Here is a 26,247-nt window from a genome sequence, read left to right as displayed (position 1 = left end):
GGCGTGCCATTTTGTTGTTTGACCGCTGCATTCACGATAACTGGAGTATGCGATTGTACACAGGTGGCAAGGCGGAGGCGCGATGATGAGCGGCAGAGTGGAACGGAACGGGCTGAAAGTCGCCAGAGAGCTGGCAGATTTCATCGAGACGCGCGCCTTGCCCGGTACCGGGGTGGAACCCGCCGATTTCTGGGCCGGGATGGCGCGGATGGCGGCTGAACTGGGGCCGGTAAATCGCGCATTGCTGGCGCAGCGCGCGGCGCTTCAGGAACAGATCGACGCCTGGCATGTCGCCCATCGCGACCGGCCGCATGATCACGAAGCGTACAAGGCTTTTCTGGCCGAGATCGGTTATCTGCTGCCCGAAGGTGCGGCGTTCGAGATCGAGACCGAAGGGACCGACCCCGAGATCGCATCGGTGCCGGGGCCGCAACTGGTGGTGCCGATCACCAATGCCCGCTATGCGCTCAACGCCGCCAATGCCCGTTGGGGCAGCCTGTATGATGCGCTTTACGGCACCGATGCCATGGCCGGGCCGATACCGGCGGGTGGCTACGACCGGGGCCGCGGCGCCCGGGTGGTGGCGCGTGCGCGGGTGTTCCTGGACGAGGCATTTCCAGTGCAGGGCGTCAGCCATGCCGATGCTCGCCGCTATCACATCCGCGACGGCGCGCTGCTGGTCGATGGTCAGCCACTGATCGACCCGGCGAAATTCGCAGGCTATCGCGGCCATCCCAAGGCGCCCGACGCGGTGTTGTTGCGCAACAACGGCCTGCATGTGGAGCTGGTGTTCGACCGTACCCATCCGGTGGGCTGCCACGATCAGGCGGGGCTGGCCGATGTGCGGCTGGAAAGCGCGATATCGGCGATCATGGATTGCGAGGATTCGGTCGCCTGTGTCGATGCCGAGGACAAGGTGAAGGCCTATTCCAACTGGCTGGGCCTGATGCGCGGCGATCTGAGCGAGGAGGTGACCAAGGGCGGTGCCACCTTTACCCGGACGCTGGCCGGTGATCTGGACTACCTGGCCCCCGATGGCAGCCCGATGGCGGTCAAAGGCCGGGCGCTGATGCTGGTGCGCAATGTCGGCCACCTGATGACGAACCCGGCGGTTCTGGATGCGGATGGGGCGGAAATCTTCGAAGGGTTGATGGACGCCTTGGTCACCGTCGCCATCGCGATGCATGACCTGAACCGGGCGGGCGGCAATTCGCTTGCCGGGTCGGTCTATGTGGTCAAGCCCAAGATGCACGGGCCGGAAGAGGTGGCTTTTGCCGTTCAGACCTTTGACATGGTCGAGGATATCCTCGGCCTGCCGCGCAACACGGTCAAGATCGGCATCATGGACGAGGAGCGGCGCACCAGCGTCAATCTCAAGGAATGCATCCGCGCCGCCAAATCGCGGGTCTGTTTCATCAACACAGGCTTTCTCGACCGGACCGGCGACGAGATCCATACCTCGATGGAGGCGGGGCCGTTCAGCCGCAAGGATTTCATCAAGCGCAAATCCTGGATCACGGCCTACGAGAATCTGAACGTCGATATCGGGCTCGAATGCGGGCTGTCGGGCAAGGCGCAGATCGGCAAGGGCATGTGGGCGATGCCGGACCGGATGGCGGCCATGATCGAGACCAAGATCGAGCATCCCAAGGCGGGCGCCAATTGCGCCTGGGTGCCCAGCCCGACGGCGGCCACCCTGCATGCGCTGCATTATCACAAGGTCGACGTGTTTGCGGTGCAGGCGGCGCTGCGCGCGGGCGGGCGGCGGGCGCATGTGGACGGGATCCTGGAAATCCCGCTGGCCAGCTTTCGCAAGTGGTCGTCCGATCAGATCCGCCGCGAGGTCGAGAACAATGCCCAGGGCATTCTCGGCTATGTCGTGCGCTGGGTCGATCAGGGCGTTGGTTGCTCCAAGGTGCCCGACATCAACAACGTGGGCCTGATGGAGGATCGCGCCACCTGCCGCATCTCGGCACAGCATATCGCCAACTGGCTGCACCATGGTGTCGTGGACGCGCAGGAGGTGATGGCGGCCATGCGCAAGATGGCGGCGGTCGTGGATGGCCAGAACGCCGACGATCCGGCCTATCGCCCGATGGCGCCCGGTTTTGACGGGATCGCGTTTCAGGCCGCCTGCGATCTGGTGTTCAAGGGACGGGTGCAGCCTTCGGGCTATACCGAGCCAGTTCTGCATGCCCGGCGGTTGGAACTGAAGGCGAGCCTTGGCGCCTGATCCCGCGGAGCCGGTCACGCCCCTGTGTGCGCAGGTGAACACGCGCCTGCGCGCTTGCTGCGATGCGGCCGCTGTTGCAGCGCTTGTGAGGCGCGGCTAGGCTGCGTCGAAAGAGGCAAGTGCAAGGGGACGGGATGACGCGGCCAGTCGTAGGGATCATCGGCAACTCGTATCTGCTGAACGATCAGTATCCGACCCATGCGGGCGGGACGATGAATTCGGACGCGGTGGCCAATGTCTCGGGTTGCCTGCCGCTGCTGATCCCGGCCGACCCGCGCTATGTCTCGGTGGCCGAGCTGCTTGATGTCTGCGATGGGTTCCTGCTGACCGGCGGTCGCCCCAATGTCCATCCCGAGGAATATGGCGAGAGCGAGACCGCCGCGCACGGCGATTTCGACCGTGCTCGCGATGCCATCACCCTGCCGCTGGTGCGCGCCTGTGTCGAGCGGGGCCAGCCCTTTCTGGGCATCTGCCGCGGCTTTCAAGAGGTGAACGTGGCGATGGGCGGCACGCTCTACCCCGAGATTCGCGACCTGCCGGGCCGGATGAACCACCGGATGCCGCCGGATGGCACGCTGGAAGAGAAGTTCGCGCTGCGCCATATCGTCAGCGTGACCGAAGGCGGCGTGTTTCACCGTGTTTTTGGCGCCCGCGAGGTAATGACCAACACGCTGCACGGGCAGGGGATCAAGACCGCGGGCGCCCGCATCGAGATCGACGGCCATGCCCCTGACGGCACCCCCGAGGCGATCTATGTGCGCGACGCGCCGGGCTTTACCCTGTCGGTGCAATGGCATCCGGAATGGGACGCGGCCAGCGATCCGGTCTCGCGGCCGCTGTTCACCGCCTTTGGCGACGCGGTGCGCGCCTGGGCCGCGCGCGGAACGGGGCCCGTTTTGCAGAAAACGGGCTAGAGTTCTTCACTTGGTGCAACCCGCCCAATTGGAAGCCACCTGGCGGGCACATGGGCCGTTTGGCCCATGATGTCGGCCGTACGATCGTCGGGAATCCGTCCGGCAAAGTATACCATGTCGCCCGCGCACGGCCTGACTCATACGCGGACCAATCTTGTGACGGACTGCATTCATTTCGTTTTCTTTCAAATTTGCCAAATATCAGATCTCGGAGCGGCTTTCCCACTCGGCCAGTTTCATGCGACTGCTGACTCCAAGCGAACGGAATGGATCCGGCGGAATCGTGGAAGGCTGGCCACTGACGGCGATGATGTCTTCGAGCGCCTGAGAGGATTTCCCGAGCGCGAGTTCGACCAGAAGGCGACCGGAACTGGTGCCGCGCGTCATGCCGACACCATTTTAACAGTTCGCCGAATAAACGCCTGGAACCATTTCGCCAAAAAATGTCGCATGGTTCCGCGACAGGCTGACGACCCCGCCCCATGTCGAGGTGATGGGGGCGTCGGCCAAGGCCGGGAACCGATTGTCGAGCCCCTCCCGGTGCGCTTCGGCCACCTTGCCGAGGTCGCGAGAAGACGCCTTGTAATTTGGCGCAAAGCCAAAATGGTTCCGGATCAGGAGCCGTCCGTCCGATGTCATCCTGAGCGTGGTTCCGCCCGCATCAGCCGGAGTCAGTCCCCAGTTCATCTTGCCGGTGTAGCGCTTGCGTTCAGCGGATGTCAGTGTCCTGCGGCACAAGCTCGTCCAACCGATGCGCCGCGGACAGCCCGGTGATACCGGTGCCAACGATGAGCCAGTCATAGTTCGCCGACTTCGGAAGCCTCGTCGATCGGGACGATTTCATCTGCCGGGCGCCAGCCGCTCGGTCGGTCAAGTGGCGGAATTACCGGAGTGTGGCTTGCATAGGCCAACGCGATGCTTTCTATCTAGCCGGGTGTTCAAGCGATCTTCGGGATCAGCGGTGTTGCCAGGTCAAACCGCTCTAGTTCCTGCAAGAAATCGAAGTCGGACTTGCGCAGATGAACGGCGGAGGTGTCGATTGTCGCCAACACCATGTCCTCCCGACCGGACGCACGACAAAGGTGCTGGCCATCCGGGGCGCAGATCGAACTGGTTCCACTGAATTGTGAATTGGCTTCGTCGGCCGCGAAATCGCAATAGCCGATGAACATGGCGTTTTCATACGCCCGCGACGGCACGATGGCATCCGAGACAAAGCGCCACTTGGCCCGAAGCGCTGTCGGCACGAGCAAGAGTTCAGTTCCCAACAGCGCAGCCCGCCGCGCCAGTTCAGGGAATTCGATGTCATAGCAGATCAGGACCGAACAGCGGATGCCTTGAAAGTCGAACGCTTCCGGTCCGGCCCCCGGCGTGAAACAGTCCCTTTCAAAGTCGTTCGGCAACGCGACCTTGCGATAGTTGCTGATCAGGTGCCCGGTCCGGTCAAAGACGGCGGCGCTGTTATAGAGCGCGCAGCCGCTTTGTTCCGGGTATCCGAGAACCAGCCCGACGCGATGCCGTGCTGCAAGCTGTCCGGCAGCGCGTAGAAACAGCGATCCCTGAACCTGGGCCGCTGCTCGCACGGCGCCAGCAGAGCCATAGCCTGAAAGGTACAACTCTGGTGTGATCAGCATGTCGGCGCCTGCTGCTGCGGCACGCGACATTGCCAGATCTAGATCGGTGAGAGCATCGTCAGCGGAACGAAAAGCTGGGCGAGCTTGAAAAAGGGCAAGAGTGAGCAGTGGCATTTTGGTTCTCTGTTCTCAGTGCAAGCCCAACAGTCGCGGGACAAAAAGCGACAACTCTGGAAAAAACGTAACCAGAAGCATCACGGGAAGTGCCACGTAGAAGATGATTTGCAAGGCTGGCTTGACCGCTTCATGAATCGAAACCTTGCCGATGCGGCAGGCCATGTAAAGGATCGGCGCGACCGGCGGGCTGTTGGCACCGATCACGACCGAACAGGCCACGATAGAGGCATAGTGGACCGGGTCGACACCATGATGCACCATCAGGGGCATCATCAGCGGCGCGATCACCACGGTCACCGACAGGTCGTCCATGATCATGCCGACGAAGATCAGGAATGCGTTGACCAGCAAGAGGATCAGGATCTTGTTCTCTGTCAGGTGTGTGACGGCTTCGGTCAGTTCCTGCGGCACGCTTTCGGCCACCATGATGCGTCCGATCATGAAGGAAAACAGCAGGATAAGAATGATCGTGCCCGTCGTTTCGCCGGCTTCGACCAGGCTTTGACGGAAGCGCGACAAGGTAAGATCGCGGTAGATGAAGAAGCCGATCAGGATCGCCATGAACAAGGCAACCGCTGCGGCTTCAGTCGGGGTGAACACGCCGCCATAGATGCCGCCCAGAATGACCACCGGCATCATCAGGGCCGGAAGAGCCTGAAGTGTGGCGCGCAGCGGGCCATGGGGTGACTTCTGAGCCGAAATCGCTGCCATGCGTTCAGGCGTGTCGACCAGCATTCGTGCGGTCAGGATCTTGTTGAAGAGCATCAGGCCGAACATCAGCAGCAGACCTGGCACAATCGTCGCCGCAAAGAGGGCGGTGATGGACTGTCGGGTGACAACGCCGAAAAGGATGAGGGTGATCGACGGCGGGATCAGGATGCCCAGAAGCGAGGACACGCCAAGCAGGGCGCTGGTGTAACCACGGGGATAGCCGCGAGCTGCCAGCGGATCTCCCATGATGGTGCCGATCGAGGCAACGGCGGCGGTCGCCGTTCCTGAAATCGCACCGAATACTCCGGAGGATCCGATCAGGGCTGCACCCAGGCCCCCCTTGCGGCCCCGCATCGCCATGGACATGAAGCTGATCAACCGTGCGGCAACCCCGCCGCTTTGCATCAGATAGCCAGCCAGAACAAATAGAGGGAGAGCCAGCAGGATGACCGAGTCGAGCGACCGGAACCCCTGCAAAAGCAATGTCGACGTGCTGACGTCATAGGCCCAGACCAGAAACATCAGGACACCCGCGAAAGACCAGGCAACCGGTACCCCGAAGATCATCAGGGCCATCAGAAGCAAGATACCAAAAAGAGCTTCCATGGTTCAGACCTCTCCTGTTTCTTGATCGGTTTTGCCAAAAACGGCAGCAGCGGCGACGATGGCGTCCCGGACGGCATAGACAGCACAGAGTACGGCAGCGAGGACGACCGCAGACTGTGGAACGATGAGAGGAATGCTGAGAGCGGCGGTGGTTTGCGGCCGCTTGATCGACCAGGCGACCATATCATTGGCCAGGCTGAGAAAGAACAGGCTCAACACGACCATGATCACGGATACGGCAAAGGTGTGCAGGGCCTTGTGCTTTGGAGTTTTCAAAGACAGGGCAAGGAAATCGACCACCAGATGTTCGTGATTGCGGGCCGCGACGACGGCCCCGCACATGTAAAGCCACATTGCCGACAGGGTGGCGAGCTCCAGCACGCCCACGACCGACCAGCCAAGCACGAAACGGGCGAGAACAAGAAACAGGATCAGCCCGGTGATCGCGAGACTTGTCACGATCACGATGAGATTGAGAATGCCGATCAGCCCGGCATCGAGCTTTCTGAGAAGGTCGACCATGTCGCGTTACTCCCGGTTCGCAGCATGTTTGATAGGAGGGGGGCCGGAACCGTCAGATCCCGGCCACGGTGCAGGTCAGTTCACCTGGGCGCGGATCAGGTCCATGATATCCTTGCCGACATCGGGTTCCATTTGCGGCCAGACTTCGGCACGAACCTTCTCGGCGAGCGGCGCAATCTGCTCGTCCGTGAGTTCGAAGTATTCCATGCCCGACTGGACGGCCAGATCGACATAGTGCTGGTCTTCGTCACGGGCGGCCTTGAAACGCGCCTCCATAACGGCGACAGCGGCGTCTTCGATCAGCTTCTTGTGTTCGTCCGAGAGGCCCTCGTAGGTCTCGAGGTTGACCAGCAGGTTTCCGGTGACAAAGGTGTGTTTCGTGCGGACATAGTAGTCCAGCACGTCGCGGAAATATTCGTAGTCCCAGTAGATCACGTTGCCTGCGTCACCGTCGACCACACCGGTCTGGATCGAGGTGTATACTTCGCCCCAGTCGATCGCGGCGGTCTGGTAGCCCATCGATTCCAGAATCTGCGGGAAGGGGAACAGCGGCGGCGTCCGCACCTTGATGTTCGCCGCACCGGCGACATCGGTGGCATAGGCGCCGCGGGTTGCGACACCGCTGAAACCTTCGGGCCAGGCGCCGAAATACTTCAGCCCGATGTCGTTGAACACCGTGTTCAGCACGCCATTGGCCCAACCGCCGGGCTTGTAGGCGTCCAGCGCCTCTTCCCAAGAGGTGACCATGTAAGGGGTGTTCAGGATACCGATCCGCTTGTCATATGAGGTCGAGGGCCATGAAATCATGGCATTGACTTCGCCGGCGACGAACAGATCGAACACCTCAAGCTGGCCGCCGAGTTCATTCTGGTAGAAGATCTTGACGTCGATCTCACCGTTGGAACCTTCCTTGACGGCATTCGCCCAGGCGGCAAGAGCGACGCCCGAGGGAGATCCGCGGTCTCCGGAATCGGTAGCAAATTTCAGTTCGATTTCCGCCGAGGCGGCCGTTGCGGCCAGCGCCGTTCCGAACACGACAGCCGAAAAAAAGCTTCGAAACATCTCAATCCTCCTTGTTGGGTTGTTCTACTGCGCTTCTACATAACAAGTGTTACGTATGTTGCATAACATGCGTTATGTCCTGTAGTTGAGTCAATGAATTTCTCCGGGCGCCCCCAGGTCCGGCAACAGGAGCTGGCATGGCGGAGCGAAAACCCAGGAAAGACAGGAACCTAGACAAGGCAAGCTGGATCGCGGCTGCGCGCAAGATGCTGATAGAAAAGGGCATCGCCGGTATCAGTCTGCGCCAACTTGCAGAAGAGTTGGGCGCAACAACCGGGGCCTTCTATTGGCAATTCGCCAACCTCGAAGAGCTTCTGGAAGACGTTCGGCAGGACTGGGCACAACGCAATACTGCACCGTTCACAAGAGCGATCGAGGCCGCGGGCGATGACGGTTGGGAGCAGTACCTCGCTTATGTCGGCGTGTTGCTGAAAGAGGAGGAATACATACCCCAGTATGACAACGCGATCCGGGACTGGGCACATAGCTCAAAGCGGACGGCCGAAGTACTGAAAGAAATCGAGACGCTCAGGATCCAGCAACTGCATCAGGTATTTCTGGCAATGGGATTCACTGGTCGGGCCGCGCAGGTTCGAGCCTATGTCACCTATTTCCATCAGACCGGCTACAATGCGATGCAGGTGTCTGAGCCAAGGGAAGAACGGCTATTGAACATTCCCTACTATGCCGAGGTCCTGGCCGACAGGGCCGACCTTCTTGGCTTGCAGACAGCTGAGGCCGTTTCAAAACATTTTGCAGCCAGGGACAGCGAAACCTGAGCGCCAGGCATTTCGGTTTCGCAGCGCAAAAGGACGTAATGGGCCCGCCGTGTGGGTGTGGCTAGCGACAGCACCCGAGCAATCCACCCGCCAAAGGCACCGAGAGGTCCGTAGGTGCCAATGCCTGTAGCTCGGCTGGTATTGTCAGGTTGTCGGCACTGTCGTTCGGTTATGGCGTCACCCGCAGCAAGAACAACCACCGCCGGACGGCAGCCTCAGCCCGTTTGCGAAGCTGATAGAGTGCACGCCCTGCGGTTGGCTGCTGCTCTGAACTTTGTTTGCCGGATTGCGCAGCGCATCGCCGCTCACGCCGCCAGAATGCGCGCCTCATGCGCCTTGAGGCAGAGCCGCGCGGTATCGCCAAAGGCACCGGCGTGGCTGCGGAGTTCGGGGAACAGGTCGAACACTTCCTGCCGGGACCGGTCGCTGAGCGCGCCCAGACCCTCGTCGCCGGGAAAGAAGCTCTCGGTCGCGGCATCGTTGGCATAGATCACCTCGTGCCGGTCCAGCATCAGATGCATATAGGTGACGTTGCCGCCTTCGATCCGGCGTGCTGCCGGGCTGCTCAGCAGGTGGGTTGCGGCCACCAGAACCTCGTTCTCGCCGAAATACATCTGGGCCCGCGATCCCGTCCACAGCATCCGGTGCTGGGGCGACACCAGCAGGGGGGCGCTGGCGCCCTGCAACAGGGTCGGGTCCAGTTGGATCGGGGCGTGTTTGCCCTTGGCGGCCACGGTGCGGCTGCCGGCCCAGCGCAGCGGTTGCAGGCCGTTGTCGCGGGTGACGATCAGGTCACCCGGACGCAGCGTTTCGATCGCGCGCGGGCCATGGGCGGTGGCGATCAGCGTTCCGGGAGTAAAGCAGATGATATTCTCGATGTTCGAGAAGGTGACCAGCGTGCCGTCGGTCAGTTCAACCGTGCCGGCCAGTTCGCCGGGCAGGTTGGTGGTCAGGTTCAGGGTGTTACGGTCGGCGACGCCTCCAAGGTCAAGCGTGTCGCCATTGATCTCGTCCTCCTCGTTCCCGATGATCGAGATGGTGCCGCTGCCCGCTTCGCCAAGCTCGGTAAGGATGAAAAGGTCATCGCCCGCACCGCCTTCGGCTGCGTCTCCTTGTGCGGCTTCGATGGTATCGTTGCCATCGCCGCCGAACACCTGATCGGCACCGGTATTGCCAAGCAGAAGATCGTCACCACCCTGGCCCGAAAGTGTATCATCGCCGCTGCCGCCGTCGATCGTGTCGTTGCCGTCCTGTGGGACGCGCGTGTCGAAGTAGACGTCACTGACCCAAACGGCCTGAGTTCCGTTGAGTGTGTTTGAGTAGACGATCTCGATCGCTTGAACCGGTCCGGCAATCTCGACGAGGACGGACCCGGATTCGTCCAGGGCGCTGTCGGACTGGCTTCCGGCAGTAATCGTATTGCCCGAGACAGTGTCGGGGCTGGTGCCCGCGCCGGTAGGGGTAAGGGTGACGGCAACCGGATTGCCGTTGGCGTCATATGCATTGACCTCGAGAATGTCGCGGTGATTGCGGTTGGCCCAGTCAATATCGTTGATGCGGAACATCACGTTCTCGACTTCGTTTTCGACATCGAAATCGGTACGGGCCGCAAACTCTATCCGGGCCGTCGCGGTTGCTCCGCGGCCTTGTCCGGCAAGATAGAGAGAAGAGAACTCGGACTGCGTCTCGCCGCTGCGGACATAGCTTTCCTCACCGGTATCGACCTCGAAAACCGGGCTGTTGTTACCATCATCGGTAAAGCTGACCGACACGTTCATACGCCCGGTCGCCTGCGTGAAACCGGCCGAAAGGTCGCTGCCGTCGGTGCCTTCGGCGAACCAGTTCAGGGATTCGGTGCTGCCAGCCTGACCGTCACCATAAAGCAGGTCATCGCCGTCGCCGCCCTGGATCTCATCATCGCCGCTGCCGCCATAGACGATATCGTTCCCGAGGCCCGCATCGACGGTGTCGTTACCCTTGGAGGCAAAGACCTGATCGCCATTGCCGTCAGGGCCGGTACCCTCACCGCTGTCGACCGAGTTGCCGTTGTTATCGACATAAGTATCGTCGATCAGGTCGTCGTTGGTCGTGCCCTGAACCTTGTTGAAGGGCGAGAAATAGGGTGCTGCCACCGGCTCGGCGCTGGACAACGTGCCGACCGGCCCCAGATCGGGCACGAAGTACAGATTTCCGTCCGTGGCGAGGTAGTACTGGCCGGTTTCCAGTTCGTTGTTGTACGAGGTGCTGCCGACTGACCCCGTCCAGGCCCATTCGCCGGTGCCGATCAGTTGGGCGGTGGTGAAGTTGACCAGCGCACCGCCGATGCTGGCGGCAAGCGACAGGTCCTGATCGGCTCCGAGCGTGACGAGATAGCCGCTGGGCATGGGTTCACCTCTATCGCGGCCCTGGGGCCGCCTGTTCCTTGTTCATGCTGCGGCTGGGTCGAAACCTTTGCCGCCACGGTCAGGAATAGAGAGGGGGCGTGGCAAATCCGGGGTCGGATTTTGTCGGATCTGGAAACAAATTTGGGTAAAATTGTGTTGGGTTCGGCCCACATCCGTCTGGATGCGGGCCGCCCGCCGGATCAGACCAGCAAGTTGAAATGCTCGGCAAAGGGCATGCTGCGCACCCGTTTCCCGGTCAGATCGAACAAGGCATTGCCCAGGGCGGGCATCGCGGGGGGCGTGCCGGGTTCGCCCGCGCCCCCCATATGGCGGTTTGTTTCCAGAACGCGAACCTCGACCTGCGGCGTGTTGTGCATGCGCAGGGCGTCGTAATCGGGGAAATTGCCCTGTTCCACCGCGCCGCCGGCAAAGGTGATCTTGCCATGGGCCGCCGCCGACAGGCCATAGACCATGCCGCCGAACATCTGCGCTTTCACCGTTTCAGGGTCGAGCGCCAGACCGATATCGCAGGCGATCCAGGCGCGCGCGATGCGGATGGTGCCGCCTTCGTCCACCACTTCGATAACCTGCGCCACCGATGTTCCGAAACTATAGGTAAAGGCCACGCCGCGCCCGACGCCCTCGGGCGTCTTGCCGGTCCAGCCCGAAATCTCGCGCACCGCCTCAAGACACCCGGCCGAGGGCGCGTGTTCGGCGCGCATCAGCTCCAGCCGGAACTCCAGCGGGTCGCGCCCGGCCGCATGGGCCATCTCGTCGACAAAGGTCTCGTGGAAAAAACCGTTATGACTGTTCCCGACCGAGCGCCAGAAGCCGACAGGAACCGTCAGATCGGCGATGTGACCGCTGATACGGTAATTGGGTACCGCATAGGGCTGGTTGAAGAACCCCTCGACCAGCACCTTGTCGGGGCCGGCGCCGGGCAGACCGGTGATCCGCTCCATCGCCTGGCGCGAGGGGGATTGCGTGGCCAGCCGCCCGTCGATCATCACCGCCTTGCCGTCCTTGACCGCGCCGCGCATCCGGGCCAGCGCGCCGGGGCGGTAGAAATCGTGGCGCATGTCCTCTTCACGGCTCCAGGTGGTCTGCACGGGTACGCCGGGCAGGGCCATCGCCACACGGGTGGCGATCACGCCGAAATCGAACTCGGCCCTGCGGCCAAAACCGCCGCCCAGATAGGTGGTGTGCACCTCGACCGCCTCGGTCTCAAGGCCCGCAGTCTCGGCGATCTTGCTCTGCATGATCGTCGGCGCCTGGTTACCGCCCCAGAATTCCAGCCGCTCACCGGTGTAAAGCGCGGTGCCGTTCATCGGCTCCATCGTGGCATGGGCCAGATAGGGGGCGCTGTACTCGGCCTCGATCACCGTCGCGCCCTCGGGCAGGGTGGTGACATCGCCGTCGTCGCGCATGGTCGAGTTTGGGCTGTCGTCAAAGGCGCGGGCAATCTGTGCAAAGATCGCGTCGGTTTCGGGCGGATAGGGCGCGGCCTCCCACTCGACCGCGATCGCCTCGACCGCCTGCATCGCCAGCCAGGTGTTAGAGGCGATGACCGCCACACCGCTGCCCAGATCGACCACCTTTTCCACGCCGGGCATTGCGCGGGCGGCGCTGTCGTCAAAACCTTTCATGGCGCCGCCCAGATGGGGATTCATCCGGACACTGGCGAATTTCATCCCCGGCAGTCGCACATCGACCCCGAATTCGGCGGTGCCGGTGGATTTGGCCACCATGTCGAGCCGGGGCAGGGTGCGGCCCAGATAGCGCCATTCCGACGGGTCGCGCAGCGGCGCCTCGACCGGGTCGAGCTTAGCGGCCTCTTCGGCAAGGTCAGGGTAGGGGATGCGGCGGCCATCGGGGGCGATCACCGCGCCCGCCTCGGTCCGCAGAGTATCGCGCGCCACGCCCAGACGGTTGGCAGCGGCCTGTTTCAGGGTCTCGCGGGCGCTGGCGCCGGCCTCGCGCATCCGCACGAACCCGTCTTTCATCGAAGTCGAACCGCCGGTGACCTGAAGGCTCAGCACCTTGCCGATCACCCCCAGCGCCTCGCCCAGGCTGTGCTGGAAATTCGAGGTGTCATAGCCCTTGCCGGGCAGGGCGTCACCCATCAGGGCGCTGTTGTAATAGGCCGCTGCCGCCGGGCCATGCAGCACCTGCACCTGATCGGGGATCACGTCCAGTTCCTCGGCGATCAGCGCGGCCCAGGTGGTCATCACGCCCTGTCCCATCTCGGCGCGTGGCGCAAACAGGGTCACGCCCTGCTGGTCGATCAGCACAAAGGGGTTGAGCGCGGCCTCTCCCGGGCCGGGCTTCAGCGGGTTGGGAGCGGGCTGTCGGACCTTGTAGACACCAAAAGCCACGCCGCCGACGATAGCGGCGGAGCCGATCAGAAAGGTACGGCGAACAATCTTGCCAAGACGGGCCATGGATCAGACCTCCTGCAGCTTGGAGGCGGCGCCGTGGATGGCGGCGCGAATGCGGGGATAGGTGCCGCAGCGGCACAGGTTGCCCTGCATCGCTTCGTCGATCTCGGCGTCGCTGGGGGTGGGGGTCTCTGCCAGCAGCGCGGCGGCCTGCATGATCTGGCCCGACTGGCAATAGCCGCATTGCGCCACCTGATGCTCGACCCAGGATTGTTGCAGGATCGAGAGTGCCTCGGGCGTGCCGGTGCCTTCGATCGTGGTGACCTGACCCCAGACATCGCCCAGCGATACCTGGCAACTGCGCACCGCCTCGCCGTCGATATGCACGGTACAGGCGCCACAGGCGGCGACACCACAGCCGAACTTGGTACCGGTCAGTCCGATCTCGTCGCGCAGCACCCACAAGAGCGGTACGTCATCGGGCAAGTCGACCCGATGCGTTTCTCCGTTGACGGTCAGGGAAGTGGCCATGTCGGTCCTCGCTTTGCTGTGCTGATGGCTGTCAGATGAGCTTCTGACAAAATTAGTGCCATTTGTCAGAGTGTCAATTGACAAAATCGCGAAAAACTGTCAGAGGTCTGACATGAAAGACGACGTTATCGACCCCAAGCAACAAGCGATCCTCGACTCTGCCTGGCAGGTCTTTGCCGCCTATGGGTTCCGCAAGACATCGATGGACGACATAGCCCGCGGCGCCCGCATGTCGCGGCCTGCGGTCTATCTGTATTACAAGAACAAAGAGGCGATTTTTCGCGCCGTGGTCCAGTATTGCTATGACCTGACCGCCGAGGCGGTGGCTGCCGCGCTGGGCGCAGGCGGCGCTGTGTCCGAGGTGCTGGAACGTGCCTTTGCCGCCCATGGGCAAACGGTGATGGCCTTGCTCGACTCCCCGCATGGGGTGGAGTTGCTGGATGCCGGCAGTTCGACCGCACCCGATATCGTCGAGGCGGGCGAGGCCGGGCTTTGCGCGCTTTATGCCGACTGGCTGTCGCGCGAGGCGACCGCCGGGCGGGTCATGCTGTCGGGGCCGGCGCCCGAGGTGGCGGCGACCATCGCCGCCGCGCTGAAAGGGGTCAAGATGACGACCCCCGATTTTGCGACCTATCAGACCCGCATCGCGCAACTGGCGCAGATCCTCGGCGCCGGGCTGATGCGCGGGTAATCCGCGCTCAGGTCACACGGGCGCGGGTCTTGTATTCCGGTTTGTCCCACAGCCGGTTCTGCATCACATCGGCGATGATCGCCACGGCGGCCTCGACATCGCCTTCGTCGATGAACAGCGGGGTAAAGCCAAACCGCATGATGTCGGGCGCCCGGAAATCGCCGATCACACCACGCGCGATCAGCGCCTGCATGGCGGCATAGCCATCGGCAAAGCGGAACGAGACCTGGCTGCCGCGCTGGGCGGGGTCGCGCGGGCTGGCCAGCTCCAGGTCGGGGCAGGCGGCCTCGACCCCGGCGATGAACATCTCGGTCAGTTCAATGGATTTGGCGCGCACGTCGGCCATGTCGGCCATGTCCCAGACATCCAGCGCCGCCGAAAGCGCCGCCATCTGGATCACCGGCGGGGTGCCGACGCGCATCCGCTCGATCCCGGCGCCGGGGCGATAGTCGAGGTCAAAGGCAAACGGCGCCTGATGACCCAGCCAGCCCGACAGCGCCGGGCGCACCTGCTCCGCATGGCGGGGGGCGACATAGATGAAGGCGGGCGCGCCGGGGCCGCCGTTAAGATATTTATAAGTGCAGCCCACCGCGAAATCGGCACCGCATCCGGCCAGATCGACCGGCAGCGCCCCGGCGGAATGGGCCAGATCCCAGACCGTCAACGCGCCCGCCGCATGGGCGCGCGCGGTCAGCGCCGCCATGTCGTGCTTGCGCCCGGTGCGGTAATCGACCTCGGTCAGCATCAGCACCGCGACTTCGTCGGTGATCGCCGCCTCGACCGCGTCGGGGGCGACGACGCGCAGCTCGTATCCCGGCCCCATCGAGCGCAGCAGCCCCTCGACCATGTAAAGGTCGGTGGGGAAGTTGCCGTTGTCCGACAGCACCACCTTGCGGTCCGGGGTCAGCTCCAGCGCCGAGGCAACCGCCTGATAGACCTTGATCGACAGGGTATCGCCGGTGACCACATGGCCCGGCTCGGCCCCGATCAGCCGGCCGATGCGATCGCCCAGTTCGCTGGGCTGCGCCATCCATCCGGCCTTGTTCCAACCGGTGATCAGCATCTGGCCCCATTCGTCGGTCACCGCCTGCTGGACCCGCGCCGCCGCGGCCCGCGGCAGCGGCCCCAGCGAGTTGCCGTCGAGATAGAGCACCCCCTGGGGCAGGTCGAACATGGCCTTGGTGGCGGCAAAGTCGGTCATGAGTCCTCGCATGGATATTTTAAGCCTAAAGCATCTAGGGCAGGGATACGCATCGCCGCCCGGTCTGTCCAGCTTTTGTTGGGGAATGAAGCCATGCGCAAGGGGGCGAGAGCGCGGGGCGGTTCCGCCCTGCGTCTGGGGGATGTTTTTGAAAACAAACGGTTAGAATGATCTGCGCGGGCGGTATTCCAATTTCACAACCGCCCGCGCCAAAATGCGATACCGGCTCAGGTCTGACCGCCGGCGATCTCGATGCACTGGCCGTTGATGCTTTGCGAGCCGGGGCGCACCAGCCACAGGGCGGCGGCGGCCACCTCTTCGGGCGCAATCAGCCGCTTGTGCCGGTTCTGGTTCACCATCAGTTGCAGCGCGTCGTCGGCCGCCATGCCGGTGCGTTGCGAGATCGAGGCTGTGTTGCGTTCGACGATCGGCGTGTCGACATATCCGGGGCAAAGCGCGTTGAACGTGTAGGGCGTGCCCATGAACTCTTCCGAATAGGTGCGGGTCAGACCGATCATGCCGTGTTTCGAGGCGGAATAGGCGCCCGCGCCAGGCGCGCCGCGCAAACCGGCAATCGAGGCGACGGTGATCACCCGGCCCCAGTCGGTTTCCAGCATCGAGCGCAGGCTTTCGCGGATGGTCAGGAAGGCGCCATCGAGATTGGTCGCCATGATATCGCGCCAGAACGCCATGTCGGTCTTTTGCAGGGTCTTGCCGACGGCGATGCCGGCATTGGCGACGCAGATCTGCACCGGGCCGCGCGCCTCGACCGCGCGGGCGATGCCGGTGACGACCTCCTCTTCGTGGCGCACGTCCATTGCCAGCGGATGCAGCCCCTCGGTTGCCACCTGCTCCAGTACCTCGGCCCGCCGCCCGGTGATAGTAACCTGGGCGCCCTCGGCGGCCAACGCTTGCGCAATCGCCAGACCGATGCCGGTGCCGCCACCAGTCACCAGTGCGTGTTTGCCGTTCAGATGCATTGCGGGTCCTCCCTGTTCGCCGGGTCAGCCTATCGGCGCGCCACCCTGTGACAAGGGGTTCCGTATCGTTCCGTTCCGTCTTATGCAAACATATGAATGATTCACTGGGAGGAGAGTGACATGATACGATTTCTGGGCACGACACTGATCTTTGCCGCCACCGCGGCGGCGGCCAGCGAGGACATCGCCGACCAGTATCCGCAGTCCGAACTCTACTCCAAGCCGGTCGAGGTGATCCCGCATGTCTTCTCGGCCATCGGTGCGACCGCGCCACCCACCTATGAAAATGCGGGACATAACAACAACCTCTCCTTCATCGTGACGGATGAGGGCGTGGTGGTGATCAATGCCGGAGCCTCGGCCCGGCTGGCCGCTGCGCTTCATGAAGAGATCAAGCAGGTCACCGACCAGCCCGTGGTTCTGGTCATCAACGAGAACGGGCAGGGCCATGCCATGCTGGGCAACAGCTATTGGCGCGACCTTGGGGTCGATGTTCTGGCCCATGTGGATGCGGTAGAGGAAACAACCCAGAACGGCGATTTCATCCTGATGGGGATGGAGCGGTACAATGGCGACCGGGCCGAGGGCACGCGGGTGGAACATGCCAATGTGACCTTCGAGGATCGGTACGACCTGACGCTGGGCGGTGTGGCGATTGAAGTCATGCATATGGGCCCGGCGCATGATCCGGGCGATATCCAGGTCTGGATCCCCGAATGGAAGATCCTGATCGCGGGCGACATCGCCTTTCACGAGCGGATGCTGCCGATCTTTGAACATACCTGCACCAGTTGCTGGCTGGAGACCTGGGAGACCAAGATGGAGCCGCTGGCCCCCACCTATGTGATCCCGGGTCATGGCCATCCAACCAACCTGGATCAGGTGCGGCGCTATACCTATGACTATCTGACTGACCTGCGCGAAAAGATCGGCGCCCATATCGAAGAGGGCGGCGACCTGGCGGGCGCCTATTACGTGGATCAGGAGCGCTGGCGCAATCTGGACACGTTCGAGGAACTGGCGACCAAGAATGCGGGCCGTGTCTTTGCCGAGATGGAATGGGAGTAAGGGGCGGAACAATCGTTCCGATATAGCGCAAAAACAGGAACAATGACCCGGGCTGTGGCGTGGCTGCCGTCGCTGTCTCCCTTATTGTCGCAGGGTGGTCGGTTTTTTTGCAAATCCTGTCGCAACGGGGTAGAGGTGCGCCATGAACGCTTGGGGATATTCGGGCGGATGCCCGGAAAGGAACGGCCATGCACCGCATTGATCTGCCACCGATATGGCTGGCGGCCTTCATTGCTTTGGCCTGGGTTCAGCAGCGCTACTTCTCTTTCGGCCTATCGCTCGACAGCGGTTTGAGCGACTTGATCGCCGGTCTGCTGATTGGGGGCGGGGTGGTGCTCTTGTTGCTGGCAGCGTTCGAGTTTCGCCGCCACCGCACCACCATCATTCCCCACCGTGCGCCGTCCAGCATGGTGCAGAGCGGCATCTACAAGCGCAGCCGTAACCCGATCTACCTGGGTGACGTGCTGATTCTGACCGGCGTGATTCTGCATCTCGACGCGGTTCTGTCGCTGGTTCTGGTTCCGGTCTTTGTCTGGCTGCTGGAAAAACGCTTCATCGTGCCCGAGGAGAACCGCCTCCGACGGCAATTCCGGGCGGATTTTGCCCGATACGCACAGAAAACGCGGCGTTGGATATAGGACATGACAGGTTCGGACCCAACGTCGCGCATGCTGCGCTTGCGAAATAAAATTGCGCAAGATACATCTTTGCTTTGCAAACCTAACCGTGGCGCGTCCGATCTCCGGGCCGAATAGGGGGACCTGACTGGTGAAAATAGGCACACCAAAGGAAATTTTCGAGGGCGAGAACCGCGTCGCGATGACACCGGATTCCGCTGTGCAGTTGCAGAAGCTTGGCTATGACTGCGCGATCGAGAGCGGGGCCGGTGCGGCCGCCGGCTTCTCGGACGCGCTGTACGAGGCGGCGGGCGTTCAGATCGTCAAGACCGCGGCGGCGCTGTGGAAAGAGGTCGATATCGTCGCCAAGGTGCGCCAGCCCGATGCGACCGAGCTGAAGCGGCTGAGCAAGGGCAAGACGCTGATCTCTTTCTTCAACCCGGCGGGGAACGAAGAGGGGATGGAAGCGGCCAAGTCCAAGGGCGCCAATGTGATTGCCATGGAAATGGTGCCGCGTATCAGCCGCGCCCAGAAGATGGACGCGCTGTCGTCGATGGCCAATATCGCGGGCTACCGTGCGGTGATCGAGGCGGGCAACAACTTTGGCCGCTTCTTCACCGGTCAGGTGACGGCGGCGGGCAAGGTGCCCCCTGCCAAGGTGCTGATCGTCGGCGCCGGCGTGGCAGGTCTGGCCGCCATCGGCACCTCGACCTCGCTGGGCGCGATCACCTATGCCTTTGATGTGCGGCCCGAAGTGGCCGAACAGGTCGAGTCGATGGGCGCCGAGTTCGTCTATCTCGACTTCGAGGAAGAACAGCAGGATGGCGCGGCCACCGGCGGTTATGCCTCGGTCTCGTCCCCGGAATTCGCCGCCGCGCAGCTGGCCAAGTTCCGCGAGCTGGCGCCCGAGATGGACATCGTCATCACCACCGCGCTGATCCCAAACCGCGAGGCGCCGGAGCTGTGGACCGAGGACATGGTCGCGGCGATGAAGCCCGGCTCGGTCATCGTGGACCTGGCGGCGGAAAAGGGCGGCAACTGCAAGCTGACCGTCAAGGACGAGAAGATCGTCACCGAAAACGGCGTCACCATCATCGGTTACACCGACTTTCCCAGCCGCATGGCGGCGCAGGCTTCGACGCTATATGCCACCAACATCCGTCACATGATGACCGATCTGACGCCCGAAAAGGACGGCCAGATCAACCACAACATGGAAGATGACGTGATCCGGGGCGCCACGGTGACGTATCAGGGGGACATCACCTTCCCGCCGCCGCCGCCCAAGGTTCAGGCGATTGCGGCCAAGTCCAAGGAAAAGCCGAAAGAGCTGACCCCCGAGGAAAAGCGCGCGCAAGAGGTTGCGGCCTTCAAGGCGCAGACCAAGAACCAGGTGACGCTGCTGACCGTGGGCGGTCTGTTGCTGCTGCTGGTGGGTCTGGTGGCCCCGGCCAGCTTCATGCAGCATTTCATCGTCTTCGTGCTGGCGGTGTTCGTGGGCTTCCAGGTGATCTGGAACGTCTCGCATTCGCTGCACACGCCGCTGATGGCCGTGACCAACGCCATTTCGTCGATCATCATCCTGGGCGCGCTGATGCAGATCGGGTCGGGGTCGTTCCTGGTGATCCTGCTGGCCGGTCTGTCGGTCTTCATGGCCGGGATCAACATCTTCGGCGGCTTCCTCGTGACGCGGCGCATGCTCGCCATGTTCCAGAAATCCTAAAGGAGTAGAGGGCTATGGACTTTGGATTTACCACTGCCGCCTACGTCGTGGCGGCCGTTCTCTTCATCCTTTCGCTGGGTGGCCTGTCGGGCCAGGAAAGCGCCAAACGCGCTGTCTGGTACGGCATTGTCGGTATGGGACTGGCGGTGTTCGCCACCCTGATCGGGCCTGGCGCGGGCCTGTGGTGGTTGTCGATCATCCTCGTTGCGCTTGGTGGCATGATCGGCTTTCAGCTGGCGTCAAAGGTCGAGATGACCCAGATGCCGGAACTTGTGGCCGGCATGCACGCCCTGGTCGGTTTGGCGGCCGTGTTCGTGGGCTTCAATGCGCATTTCGAGCTGGGCCGCGTTCTGCTCATGGATGACAGTGCAAAGAAGGCACTGGAAGGTTTTGCGGCGCTTCTTGCCAAGAAGGATGCCGTCGAAATCAACATCCTGCGGGTCGAGGCGGCGCTGGGCATCTGGATCGGGGCGGTGACCTTTACCGGGTCTGTGATCGCCTATGGCAAGCTCTCGGGCAAGGTGACCTCGGCGGCGACCAAACTACCGGGTGGTCACGCGCTGAACGCTGGCGCGGCAATCCTGTCGCTGATCTGCCTGATCTGGTATCTGAACTCGGGTGGGTTCTTCCCGCTTCTGATCCTGACAATCGCGGCGCTTTTCATCGGCTATCACCTGATCATGGGTATCGGCGGCGCCGATATGCCGGTGGTGGTGTCGATGCTGAACAGCTATTCGGGCTGGGCGGCGGCGGCCATCGGTTTCAGCCTCGGCAATGACCTGTTGATCGTCGTCGGCGCGCTGGTCGGTTCGTCCGGTGCGATCCTGTCCTACATCATGTGCAAGGCGATGAACCGGTCGTTCATTTCGGTGATCCTGGGCGGCTTTGGCGGCACCTCGGGCCCGGCGATGGAGGTCGAGGGCGAGCAGATCGCCATCGATGCCGAAGGCGTGGCCGCGGCGCTGAACGATGCCGACTCGGTCATCATCATCCCCGGCTATGGCATGGCGGTGGCGCAGGCGCAGCAATCGGTCAGCGAACTGACCCGCAAGCTGCGCGCCAAGGGCAAGAACGTGCGTTTCGCCATCCACCCGGTGGCAGGCCGTCTGCCCGGGCACATGAACGTGCTCTTGGCCGAGGCCAAGGTGCCCTATGACATCGTGCTGGAGATGGACGAGATCAACGAGGACTTCCCCGATACCGATGTGGCCATCGTGATCGGCTCGAACGACATCGTGAACCCGGCCGCGCAGGAAGACCCCAACAGCCCCATCGCCGGCATGCCGGTGCTGGAATGCTGGAAGGCGAAACAGGTGTTTGTCTCCAAGCGTGGGCAGGGCACCGGCTATTCCGGCATCGAGAACCCGCTGTTCTACAAGGAGAACACGCGCATGTTCTATGGCGACGCCAAGCAGTCGCTGGACAAGCTGCTGCCGATGATCGACTGATCCGGCTGAAACAGTTGGGGAAAGGGGCGTCCATGCGGCGCCCCTTTTCGTTTCCGGGCCTCGTCGCGCGGCGGGTTTTGCACTCAAGCGGTGGGATGTATGCGAATGTATCCCGTAACCAACTGAAATAAATAAATATTTGCCGCTGGCTGGTAAGCGGATATAGTGCGCGGAAACCGGAGCCCCCCAATGACGCCCATTCAGGACCACCCCTTGCGCTTTGCGCTGGCCAACGAGTTGCACGCGCGCCCCTTTCCCATTTCGCGTGCGCCCTGCACGGTGGCCTATCTGGCAGTGAAACAGCCGGATGCGGCGGTGGGGCGCGACCGCGAAGCGGACCGGGCGCATCTGATCGACCTGCTCGACCGGCATGGCGCGGCGCATCCACAGCCGGGGGCGACCCACTATGCGGGCCAGATCGGGCGCCACTGGCTGAAATGGGAAAGCCATACCGAGTTCGTGACCTATACGGCCTTTGCCACGGGTGTCAGTGCACGACCATTCGACCCGGTCGATTTCGAGGTTTTTCCACCCGACTGGCTGGCCGCCGCGCCGGGCCAGAGGGTGACATCGGCCCTGCTGAGGGTCGAGGAACAGCCGCCCGAGGAGGATATCATCGCCGCGCTGGCCGACTGGTTCGTGCCTGAAAGCCTGGCCGCGGCGCATGTGCTAGACCGGGCTGCGGTGGCGGCGGGCGATTTCCGCATCGACCCGGCGGGCCACATGCGCTTTGCCGTCTTTGTCGCACCGGACACCGGCGAGCGCAGGATCGGTCGCATCATCCAGCGCCTGTGCGAGATCGAGACCTACAAGGCGATGTCGATGCTGGGCTTTGCCCGGGTCAAGGCGCTGGGGCCGAAGCTGGGTGAACTGGATGCCGCGCTGACCGCGCTGATGGTCAAGATGACCGATGGCGACCACCCGGCCGAGGAATTGCTGCCGCAATTGCTGTCCACATCTGCCGAACTGGAGACCATGGCCGCGCGGGCCGAATTCCGTCTGGGCGCCACCGGAGCTTATGAGGCCATCGTGGGGCAGCGCATCACCTCTTTGCGAGAGGAGCGGTTCGGCGGGCGCCAGACCTTTGGCGATTTCATGCTGCGTCGCTATGAACCGGCGATGCGGACGGTGAAATCCACCGAACAACGGTTGAAGCGTTTGTCAGACCGGGCGATCCGCGCCGGTGACCTGCTGCGCACCCGCGTGGATGTGGAACGCAGCGCCCAGAACCAGGCGCTGCTGGAGAGCATGGACCGCCGCGCCGACCTTGCCTTGCGCCTGCAACACACGGTCGAGGGGCTGTCTGTGGTCGCGGTCAGCTATTATGCTGTCTCTTTGGTCTCGGCCTTCCTGTTGCCGCTGTCAGAGTGGTACGGGATCGACAAGAAGACGTTGATCGCGCTGGTCACTCTGCCGGTTGTTGGCTTGGTGTGGCTGGGTATCCAGAGGATCCGGAAGAAGCTGCATTAAGCACCGCATCGGTCAGTTTTGCACCCAGCGCGATGGCAGAGAGCGCCAGCAGCGCGGCAAGGCTGAGCATGGGGACACCTGCCAGACCGGCACCCAGGGTGCAGCCACCCGCCAGCACGCCGCCCATGCCCATCAGCGCGGCCCCGGCCAGATAGCGGCCGGTCTGCCGCGGGCTATCAAAGCTCTGCCAGCGGAAGCTGCCAAAGAGCAGCGCCGCCGCCAGCGAACCCAGCAGCACGCCGCCCACCAGCCCGGTGCCGAAACCGGGTGCGATCGAGGTCGAGGCGATGGTGTAGAACAGTGTATCGGCGGCAGGGGCGGTGAAAGAGAGGCTCTCCATCGCGATGGGGTCGAATTCGTCAAACAGGACATAGCCGGTACCGACCCAGCCCAGCGGTACCAGCAGCCCGATCAGGGCAGCGCCCAGCAAGGGGAGCGCCCGATTGCCCGAACGCGCGGCGATCAGCAGTGCGGCCAGTGCCAGAACGGCAGCCCAGAGCGCCGCGCCGCCGGGCAGGGTGGCCAGCGAGACGGTCTCGCCCAGGTCAATGGTCACCACGCCAAGGCTGGTACGCAGCGGCGCCAGCACGCCCTTGAGCATCGCATGGGCCACGACGGCAAAGACCAGCAGCACGGTCAGCGCCCGCAGGTTGCCGGTGCCGCCCAGCACGGTCAGACGCGAGATGCAGCCGCGTGTCAGCACCATGCCGGCGCCGAACATCAGCCCGCCCAGCACCACCGCCAGAACCGGCAGGTCCGAGCTCAGGAGCCGGTGATCGGCAAAGCCGATCAGCCCGGACGCCACGGCGGCCTGAGTGCCCAGGATCGCCACGGCGAGCGCGGTGAACCAGACACCGGCGGCCTGACGCGCGTCCTCGCCCACCACGGCGCGGCGGAAACAGAACCGCGTCCGCTCGGCCAGAAGGCCAAACAGAACGCCCAGGATCAGGCCCAGAAGAACGCTGATCTCTTTTGCGGTGGTCTCTTCGAAACCAAGGGACTCGAACATGGCAGCCTCACGGGGAATTGAGAATATTTTCCCAAATGAAGCGGTTTCTCTTAACAATCAAGCGTATCTGAATGTGTATCAGCGCGACGACTGGGGATGAAGTTCCGGTTTGCCCGAGATGGACAGGATGCTGTTCCGTGCGTGTCGCTTCGGCAAGACAAAGGGGCCGCCCCGGCTTGGGACGGCCCCTCATTCGTTCTTATTTGACCTCAGCGGCCCCGGATGCGCGGGTCGAGCGCGTCGCGCAGGCCGTCGCCCATATAGTTGACGCTCAGCACCGTCAGCGAGATCGCCAGCCCGGGCCAGATCACCCGCTCGGGGAATTGTTGCAGATAGTCGACGCCATCGAACAACAACCGCCCCCAAGTCGGAAAGTCAGGCGGGAAGCCCAAGCCCAGGAAGCTGAGCGCGCTTTCGGTGATGATCGCGGTGGCGATGCCTAGCGTGGCCGAAACCATGATCGGCGACAGCACGTTGGGCAGGATATGCCGGGTGATCAGCCGCGTGTTCGTGGTCCCGATCGAGCGGGCTGCCAGCACGAATTCCCGCTCTTTCAGGGCCAGTACGTCGCCGCGCACGATGCGTGCGGTGGGCATCCACGAGGTGATCCCGATGGCGGACACGATGAGGATGAAGATCCCCCGTTCCAATCCGAATGCCGCGTTCAGCGGCTCGCGGAACAGCAGCATCATGACCAGCAGCAGGGGCAGCAGGGGCAGGGCAAGGAACAGGTCGGTGAGCCGCATCAGCGGCCCGTCGAGCTTGCGGAAGAACCCGGCCAGCACGCCGACGAAAGAGCCAAGAAACAGCGCCAGCAGCATCGCGGTGATCCCCACCGAGACAGAAGTGGCACCTCCCGCCATCATCCGGGCCAACAGGTCGCGACCCAGCTGATCGGTGCCAAAGGGATGGGCCAGGCTGGGCCCCTGGTTGCGTTCCCGGATCGCCGTCTTGGTCGGGTCGATATCCCAAAGATACGGACCCAGATAGACAGCGGCCACGATCAGGAAGAACAGGGTCGCCCCCATCATCGCGCCCTTGTGCTGACGGAACTGGTCCCACACGTCATACCATTGGCTGCGCGGCGGTTTGGTGGGCTGGGGTTGGCTCAACTCAGTCATAGCGGATCCGCGGGTCAAGGATGCCGTAAAGAACGTCGGCGATCAGGTTGAAGAGGACGATCAGCACGGCAAAGATAAAGGTCAGGGTTTGTACCATCGGCAGGTCATTGGCCTGAAGCGCACCGATCAGCAGCTGGCCGATACCATTCACCTTGAACACCTGCTCGGTGATGATGGCGCCGCCAAAGATCGACGGGATGCCCAGCGCGATCACCGTCACCACCGGGATCATCGAGTTCCTGAGCACATGCACCATGACCACGACATACTCGCTGAGACCCTTGGCGCGGGCGGTGCGGACGTAATCCTGATTCAGGTTGTCCAGCATCGAAGCCCGCATGAAGCGGGAAAGCTGTGCGGTGATCTGGAGCGCCAGCACCATCACCGGCATGATCATCTGTTTGAGCTGATAGACGAAACTATCCCAGCTGTTGACCACATGGGTGGTGTCATAGATCGACGGGAACCAGCCCAGCTGCACCGAGAAGATCACGATCACCAGCACCCCCGAGAAGAAGGGGGGCACCGAGAAACCGACCATCGAGACAAAGGTGCCAAGCTGGTCAAACCAGCTGTACTGCCGATAGGCGGAGTAGATACCGATGGGCAGGGCGATGATGATGGCGACCACATAGGCGGTGCCGACCACCCAGAGGGTCTGCGGGACGCGCTGCACCACGATATCCATCACCGGCGAGCGGGTCTGCCACGAGATCACCCGCAGCTTGCCCTCGGAAAAGGCGGTGCCAAAGTAATGGTCGATCAGCACCTGCGGCTCGATCCAGAAGAACTGCACGATCCATTTCCAGAAGCGGATATGCAGCGGTTGGCCCAGGCCCAGGGCCTCGCGCATCTTTTCCTTGACCTCGGGGGGCACCGTCAGTGGTACCTGCGCCATCGGGTCACCGGGGGCAAGTTCTAGCAGCAGGAAAATGACAAGACTGATGAACAAAAGCGTCGGGACGGCCAGGACCAGACGACGGATGGTGAAGGTCAGCATTCGGGTGCGCCTTTGTTAACGAGTCTTTTTGTTGGGACGGATGCCAAG

Annotated in this window: 23 protein-coding genes; 9 read left to right on the top strand and 14 right to left on the bottom strand. The window is 62.8% G+C overall.

Annotation, left to right across the window (positions count from 1 at the left end; genetic code table 11):
- Window positions 1-85 precede the first annotated feature (85 nt).
- The gene (locus tag AC2FNA_RS03910) at window positions 86-2,233 is read left to right on the top strand and encodes a malate synthase G (protein WP_496824614.1); all 2,148 of its coding nucleotides are present in this window, start codon (window positions 86-88) and stop codon (window positions 2,231-2,233) included.
- A gap of 134 nt (window positions 2,234-2,367) precedes the next feature.
- Window positions 2,368-3,147: a gamma-glutamyl-gamma-aminobutyrate hydrolase family protein gene (locus AC2FNA_RS03905; RefSeq protein WP_496824612.1), complete on the top strand. Its 780-nt coding sequence runs from the start codon at window positions 2,368-2,370 to the stop codon at window positions 3,145-3,147.
- A gap of 201 nt (window positions 3,148-3,348) precedes the next feature.
- On the opposite strand, the gene AC2FNA_RS03900 is transcribed toward AC2FNA_RS03905, so the two are convergent.
- The 6 genes from AC2FNA_RS03900 to dctP form a co-directional block, all read right to left on the bottom strand.
- Entirely contained in the window at window positions 3,349-3,534 is a 186-nt protein-coding gene (locus AC2FNA_RS03900; protein ID WP_496824610.1) for a hypothetical protein, read from the bottom strand.
- Window positions 3,535-3,546: 12 nt separating this feature from the next.
- Window positions 3,547-3,834, bottom strand: coding sequence for an FAD-dependent oxidoreductase (locus AC2FNA_RS03895; RefSeq protein WP_496824608.1), 288 nt, complete (start codon window positions 3,832-3,834; stop codon window positions 3,547-3,549).
- Between the two features lie 251 nt (window positions 3,835-4,085).
- On the bottom strand, window positions 4,086-4,895 hold the full coding sequence (locus AC2FNA_RS03890) for a nitrilase-related carbon-nitrogen hydrolase (RefSeq protein ID WP_496824606.1): 810 nt from the start codon (window positions 4,893-4,895) through the stop codon (window positions 4,086-4,088).
- Window positions 4,896-4,910: 15 nt separating this feature from the next.
- Window positions 4,911-6,215, bottom strand: a complete 1,305-nt coding sequence (locus tag AC2FNA_RS03885; protein ID WP_496824604.1) for a TRAP transporter large permease — start codon at window positions 6,213-6,215, stop codon at window positions 4,911-4,913.
- A gap of 3 nt (window positions 6,216-6,218) precedes the next feature.
- Complete coding sequence (locus AC2FNA_RS03880; RefSeq protein ID WP_496824602.1) at window positions 6,219-6,737, bottom strand: TRAP transporter small permease; 519 nt, start codon at window positions 6,735-6,737, stop codon at window positions 6,219-6,221.
- 75 nt (window positions 6,738-6,812) lie between these two features.
- Window positions 6,813-7,799 (bottom strand): TRAP transporter substrate-binding protein DctP, encoded by a 987-nt coding sequence (dctP, locus tag AC2FNA_RS03875; RefSeq protein WP_496824600.1) that lies wholly within the window; start codon window positions 7,797-7,799, stop codon window positions 6,813-6,815.
- 137 nt (window positions 7,800-7,936) lie between these two features.
- Here dctP and AC2FNA_RS03870 point away from each other — a divergent pair, with 137 nt between their 5' ends.
- Window positions 7,937-8,578 (top strand): TetR/AcrR family transcriptional regulator, encoded by a 642-nt coding sequence (locus tag AC2FNA_RS03870; protein ID WP_496824599.1) that lies wholly within the window; start codon window positions 7,937-7,939, stop codon window positions 8,576-8,578.
- A gap of 305 nt (window positions 8,579-8,883) precedes the next feature.
- On the opposite strand, the gene AC2FNA_RS03865 is transcribed toward AC2FNA_RS03870, so the two are convergent.
- From AC2FNA_RS03865 to AC2FNA_RS03855, 3 genes are all read right to left on the bottom strand, one after another.
- Complete coding sequence (locus AC2FNA_RS03865; protein WP_496824597.1) at window positions 8,884-10,962, bottom strand: Hint domain-containing protein; 2,079 nt, start codon at window positions 10,960-10,962, stop codon at window positions 8,884-8,886.
- A 200-nt stretch (window positions 10,963-11,162) separates the two neighbouring features.
- Entirely contained in the window at window positions 11,163-13,403 is a 2,241-nt protein-coding gene (locus tag AC2FNA_RS03860) for a xanthine dehydrogenase family protein molybdopterin-binding subunit (protein WP_496824595.1), read from the bottom strand.
- Window positions 13,404-13,406: 3 nt separating this feature from the next.
- On the bottom strand, window positions 13,407-13,871 hold the full coding sequence (locus AC2FNA_RS03855) for a (2Fe-2S)-binding protein (RefSeq protein ID WP_496824593.1): 465 nt from the start codon (window positions 13,869-13,871) through the stop codon (window positions 13,407-13,409).
- Window positions 13,872-13,983: 112 nt separating this feature from the next.
- Here AC2FNA_RS03855 and AC2FNA_RS03850 point away from each other — a divergent pair, with 112 nt between their 5' ends.
- Complete coding sequence (locus tag AC2FNA_RS03850; protein WP_496824591.1) at window positions 13,984-14,562, top strand: TetR/AcrR family transcriptional regulator; 579 nt, start codon at window positions 13,984-13,986, stop codon at window positions 14,560-14,562.
- A gap of 7 nt (window positions 14,563-14,569) precedes the next feature.
- On the opposite strand, the gene kynU is transcribed toward AC2FNA_RS03850, so the two are convergent.
- Both kynU and AC2FNA_RS03840 read right to left on the bottom strand, forming a co-directional pair.
- Window positions 14,570-15,763, bottom strand: coding sequence for a kynureninase (gene kynU / locus AC2FNA_RS03845; RefSeq protein ID WP_496824589.1), 1,194 nt, complete (start codon window positions 15,761-15,763; stop codon window positions 14,570-14,572).
- Between the two features lie 227 nt (window positions 15,764-15,990).
- Complete coding sequence (locus AC2FNA_RS03840; RefSeq protein WP_496824587.1) at window positions 15,991-16,743, bottom strand: SDR family NAD(P)-dependent oxidoreductase; 753 nt, start codon at window positions 16,741-16,743, stop codon at window positions 15,991-15,993.
- 120 nt (window positions 16,744-16,863) lie between these two features.
- On the opposite strand from AC2FNA_RS03840, the gene AC2FNA_RS03835 reads away from it, so the two are divergent.
- From AC2FNA_RS03835 to AC2FNA_RS03815, 5 genes are all read left to right on the top strand, one after another.
- Complete coding sequence (locus AC2FNA_RS03835; RefSeq protein ID WP_496824585.1) at window positions 16,864-17,811, top strand: MBL fold metallo-hydrolase; 948 nt, start codon at window positions 16,864-16,866, stop codon at window positions 17,809-17,811.
- 188 nt (window positions 17,812-17,999) lie between these two features.
- Entirely contained in the window at window positions 18,000-18,449 is a 450-nt protein-coding gene (locus AC2FNA_RS03830) for a methyltransferase family protein (RefSeq protein ID WP_496824583.1), read from the top strand.
- 130 nt (window positions 18,450-18,579) lie between these two features.
- A complete protein-coding gene (locus AC2FNA_RS03825; RefSeq protein WP_496824581.1) occupies window positions 18,580-20,151 on the top strand; it encodes a Re/Si-specific NAD(P)(+) transhydrogenase subunit alpha in 1,572 nt (523 codons plus the stop codon).
- 14 nt (window positions 20,152-20,165) lie between these two features.
- Window positions 20,166-21,599, top strand: coding sequence for an NAD(P)(+) transhydrogenase (Re/Si-specific) subunit beta (locus AC2FNA_RS03820; RefSeq protein WP_234138934.1), 1,434 nt, complete (start codon window positions 20,166-20,168; stop codon window positions 21,597-21,599).
- A gap of 189 nt (window positions 21,600-21,788) precedes the next feature.
- Complete coding sequence (locus AC2FNA_RS03815) at window positions 21,789-23,069, top strand: DUF3422 family protein (RefSeq protein ID WP_496824579.1); 1,281 nt, start codon at window positions 21,789-21,791, stop codon at window positions 23,067-23,069.
- Here AC2FNA_RS03815 and AC2FNA_RS03810 read toward each other — a convergent pair.
- The 3 genes from AC2FNA_RS03810 to AC2FNA_RS03800 all read right to left on the bottom strand — a co-directional run bounded on the left by AC2FNA_RS03810 (window position 23,005) and on the right by AC2FNA_RS03800 (window position 26,199).
- The gene (locus AC2FNA_RS03810) at window positions 23,005-24,078 is read right to left on the bottom strand and encodes a YeeE/YedE family protein (protein ID WP_496824577.1); all 1,074 of its coding nucleotides are present in this window, start codon (window positions 24,076-24,078) and stop codon (window positions 23,005-23,007) included. The two genes, AC2FNA_RS03815 and AC2FNA_RS03810, sit on opposite strands and share 65 nt — an antisense overlap.
- A 209-nt stretch (window positions 24,079-24,287) precedes the next feature.
- Complete coding sequence (locus AC2FNA_RS03805; protein WP_496824575.1) at window positions 24,288-25,199, bottom strand: ABC transporter permease; 912 nt, start codon at window positions 25,197-25,199, stop codon at window positions 24,288-24,290.
- Window positions 25,192-26,199, bottom strand: a complete 1,008-nt coding sequence (locus AC2FNA_RS03800) for an ABC transporter permease (protein ID WP_496824573.1) — start codon at window positions 26,197-26,199, stop codon at window positions 25,192-25,194. The genes AC2FNA_RS03805 and AC2FNA_RS03800 overlap by 8 nt, the downstream gene beginning before the upstream one ends.
- Window positions 26,200-26,247 lie beyond the last annotated feature (48 nt).

The sequence above is a fragment of the Ruegeria sp. YKSD163 genome (genome assembly GCF_059612905.1).
Note: the sequence above shows the minus strand (reverse complement) of the source record. Positions and strands in the feature narration are given on the sequence as shown.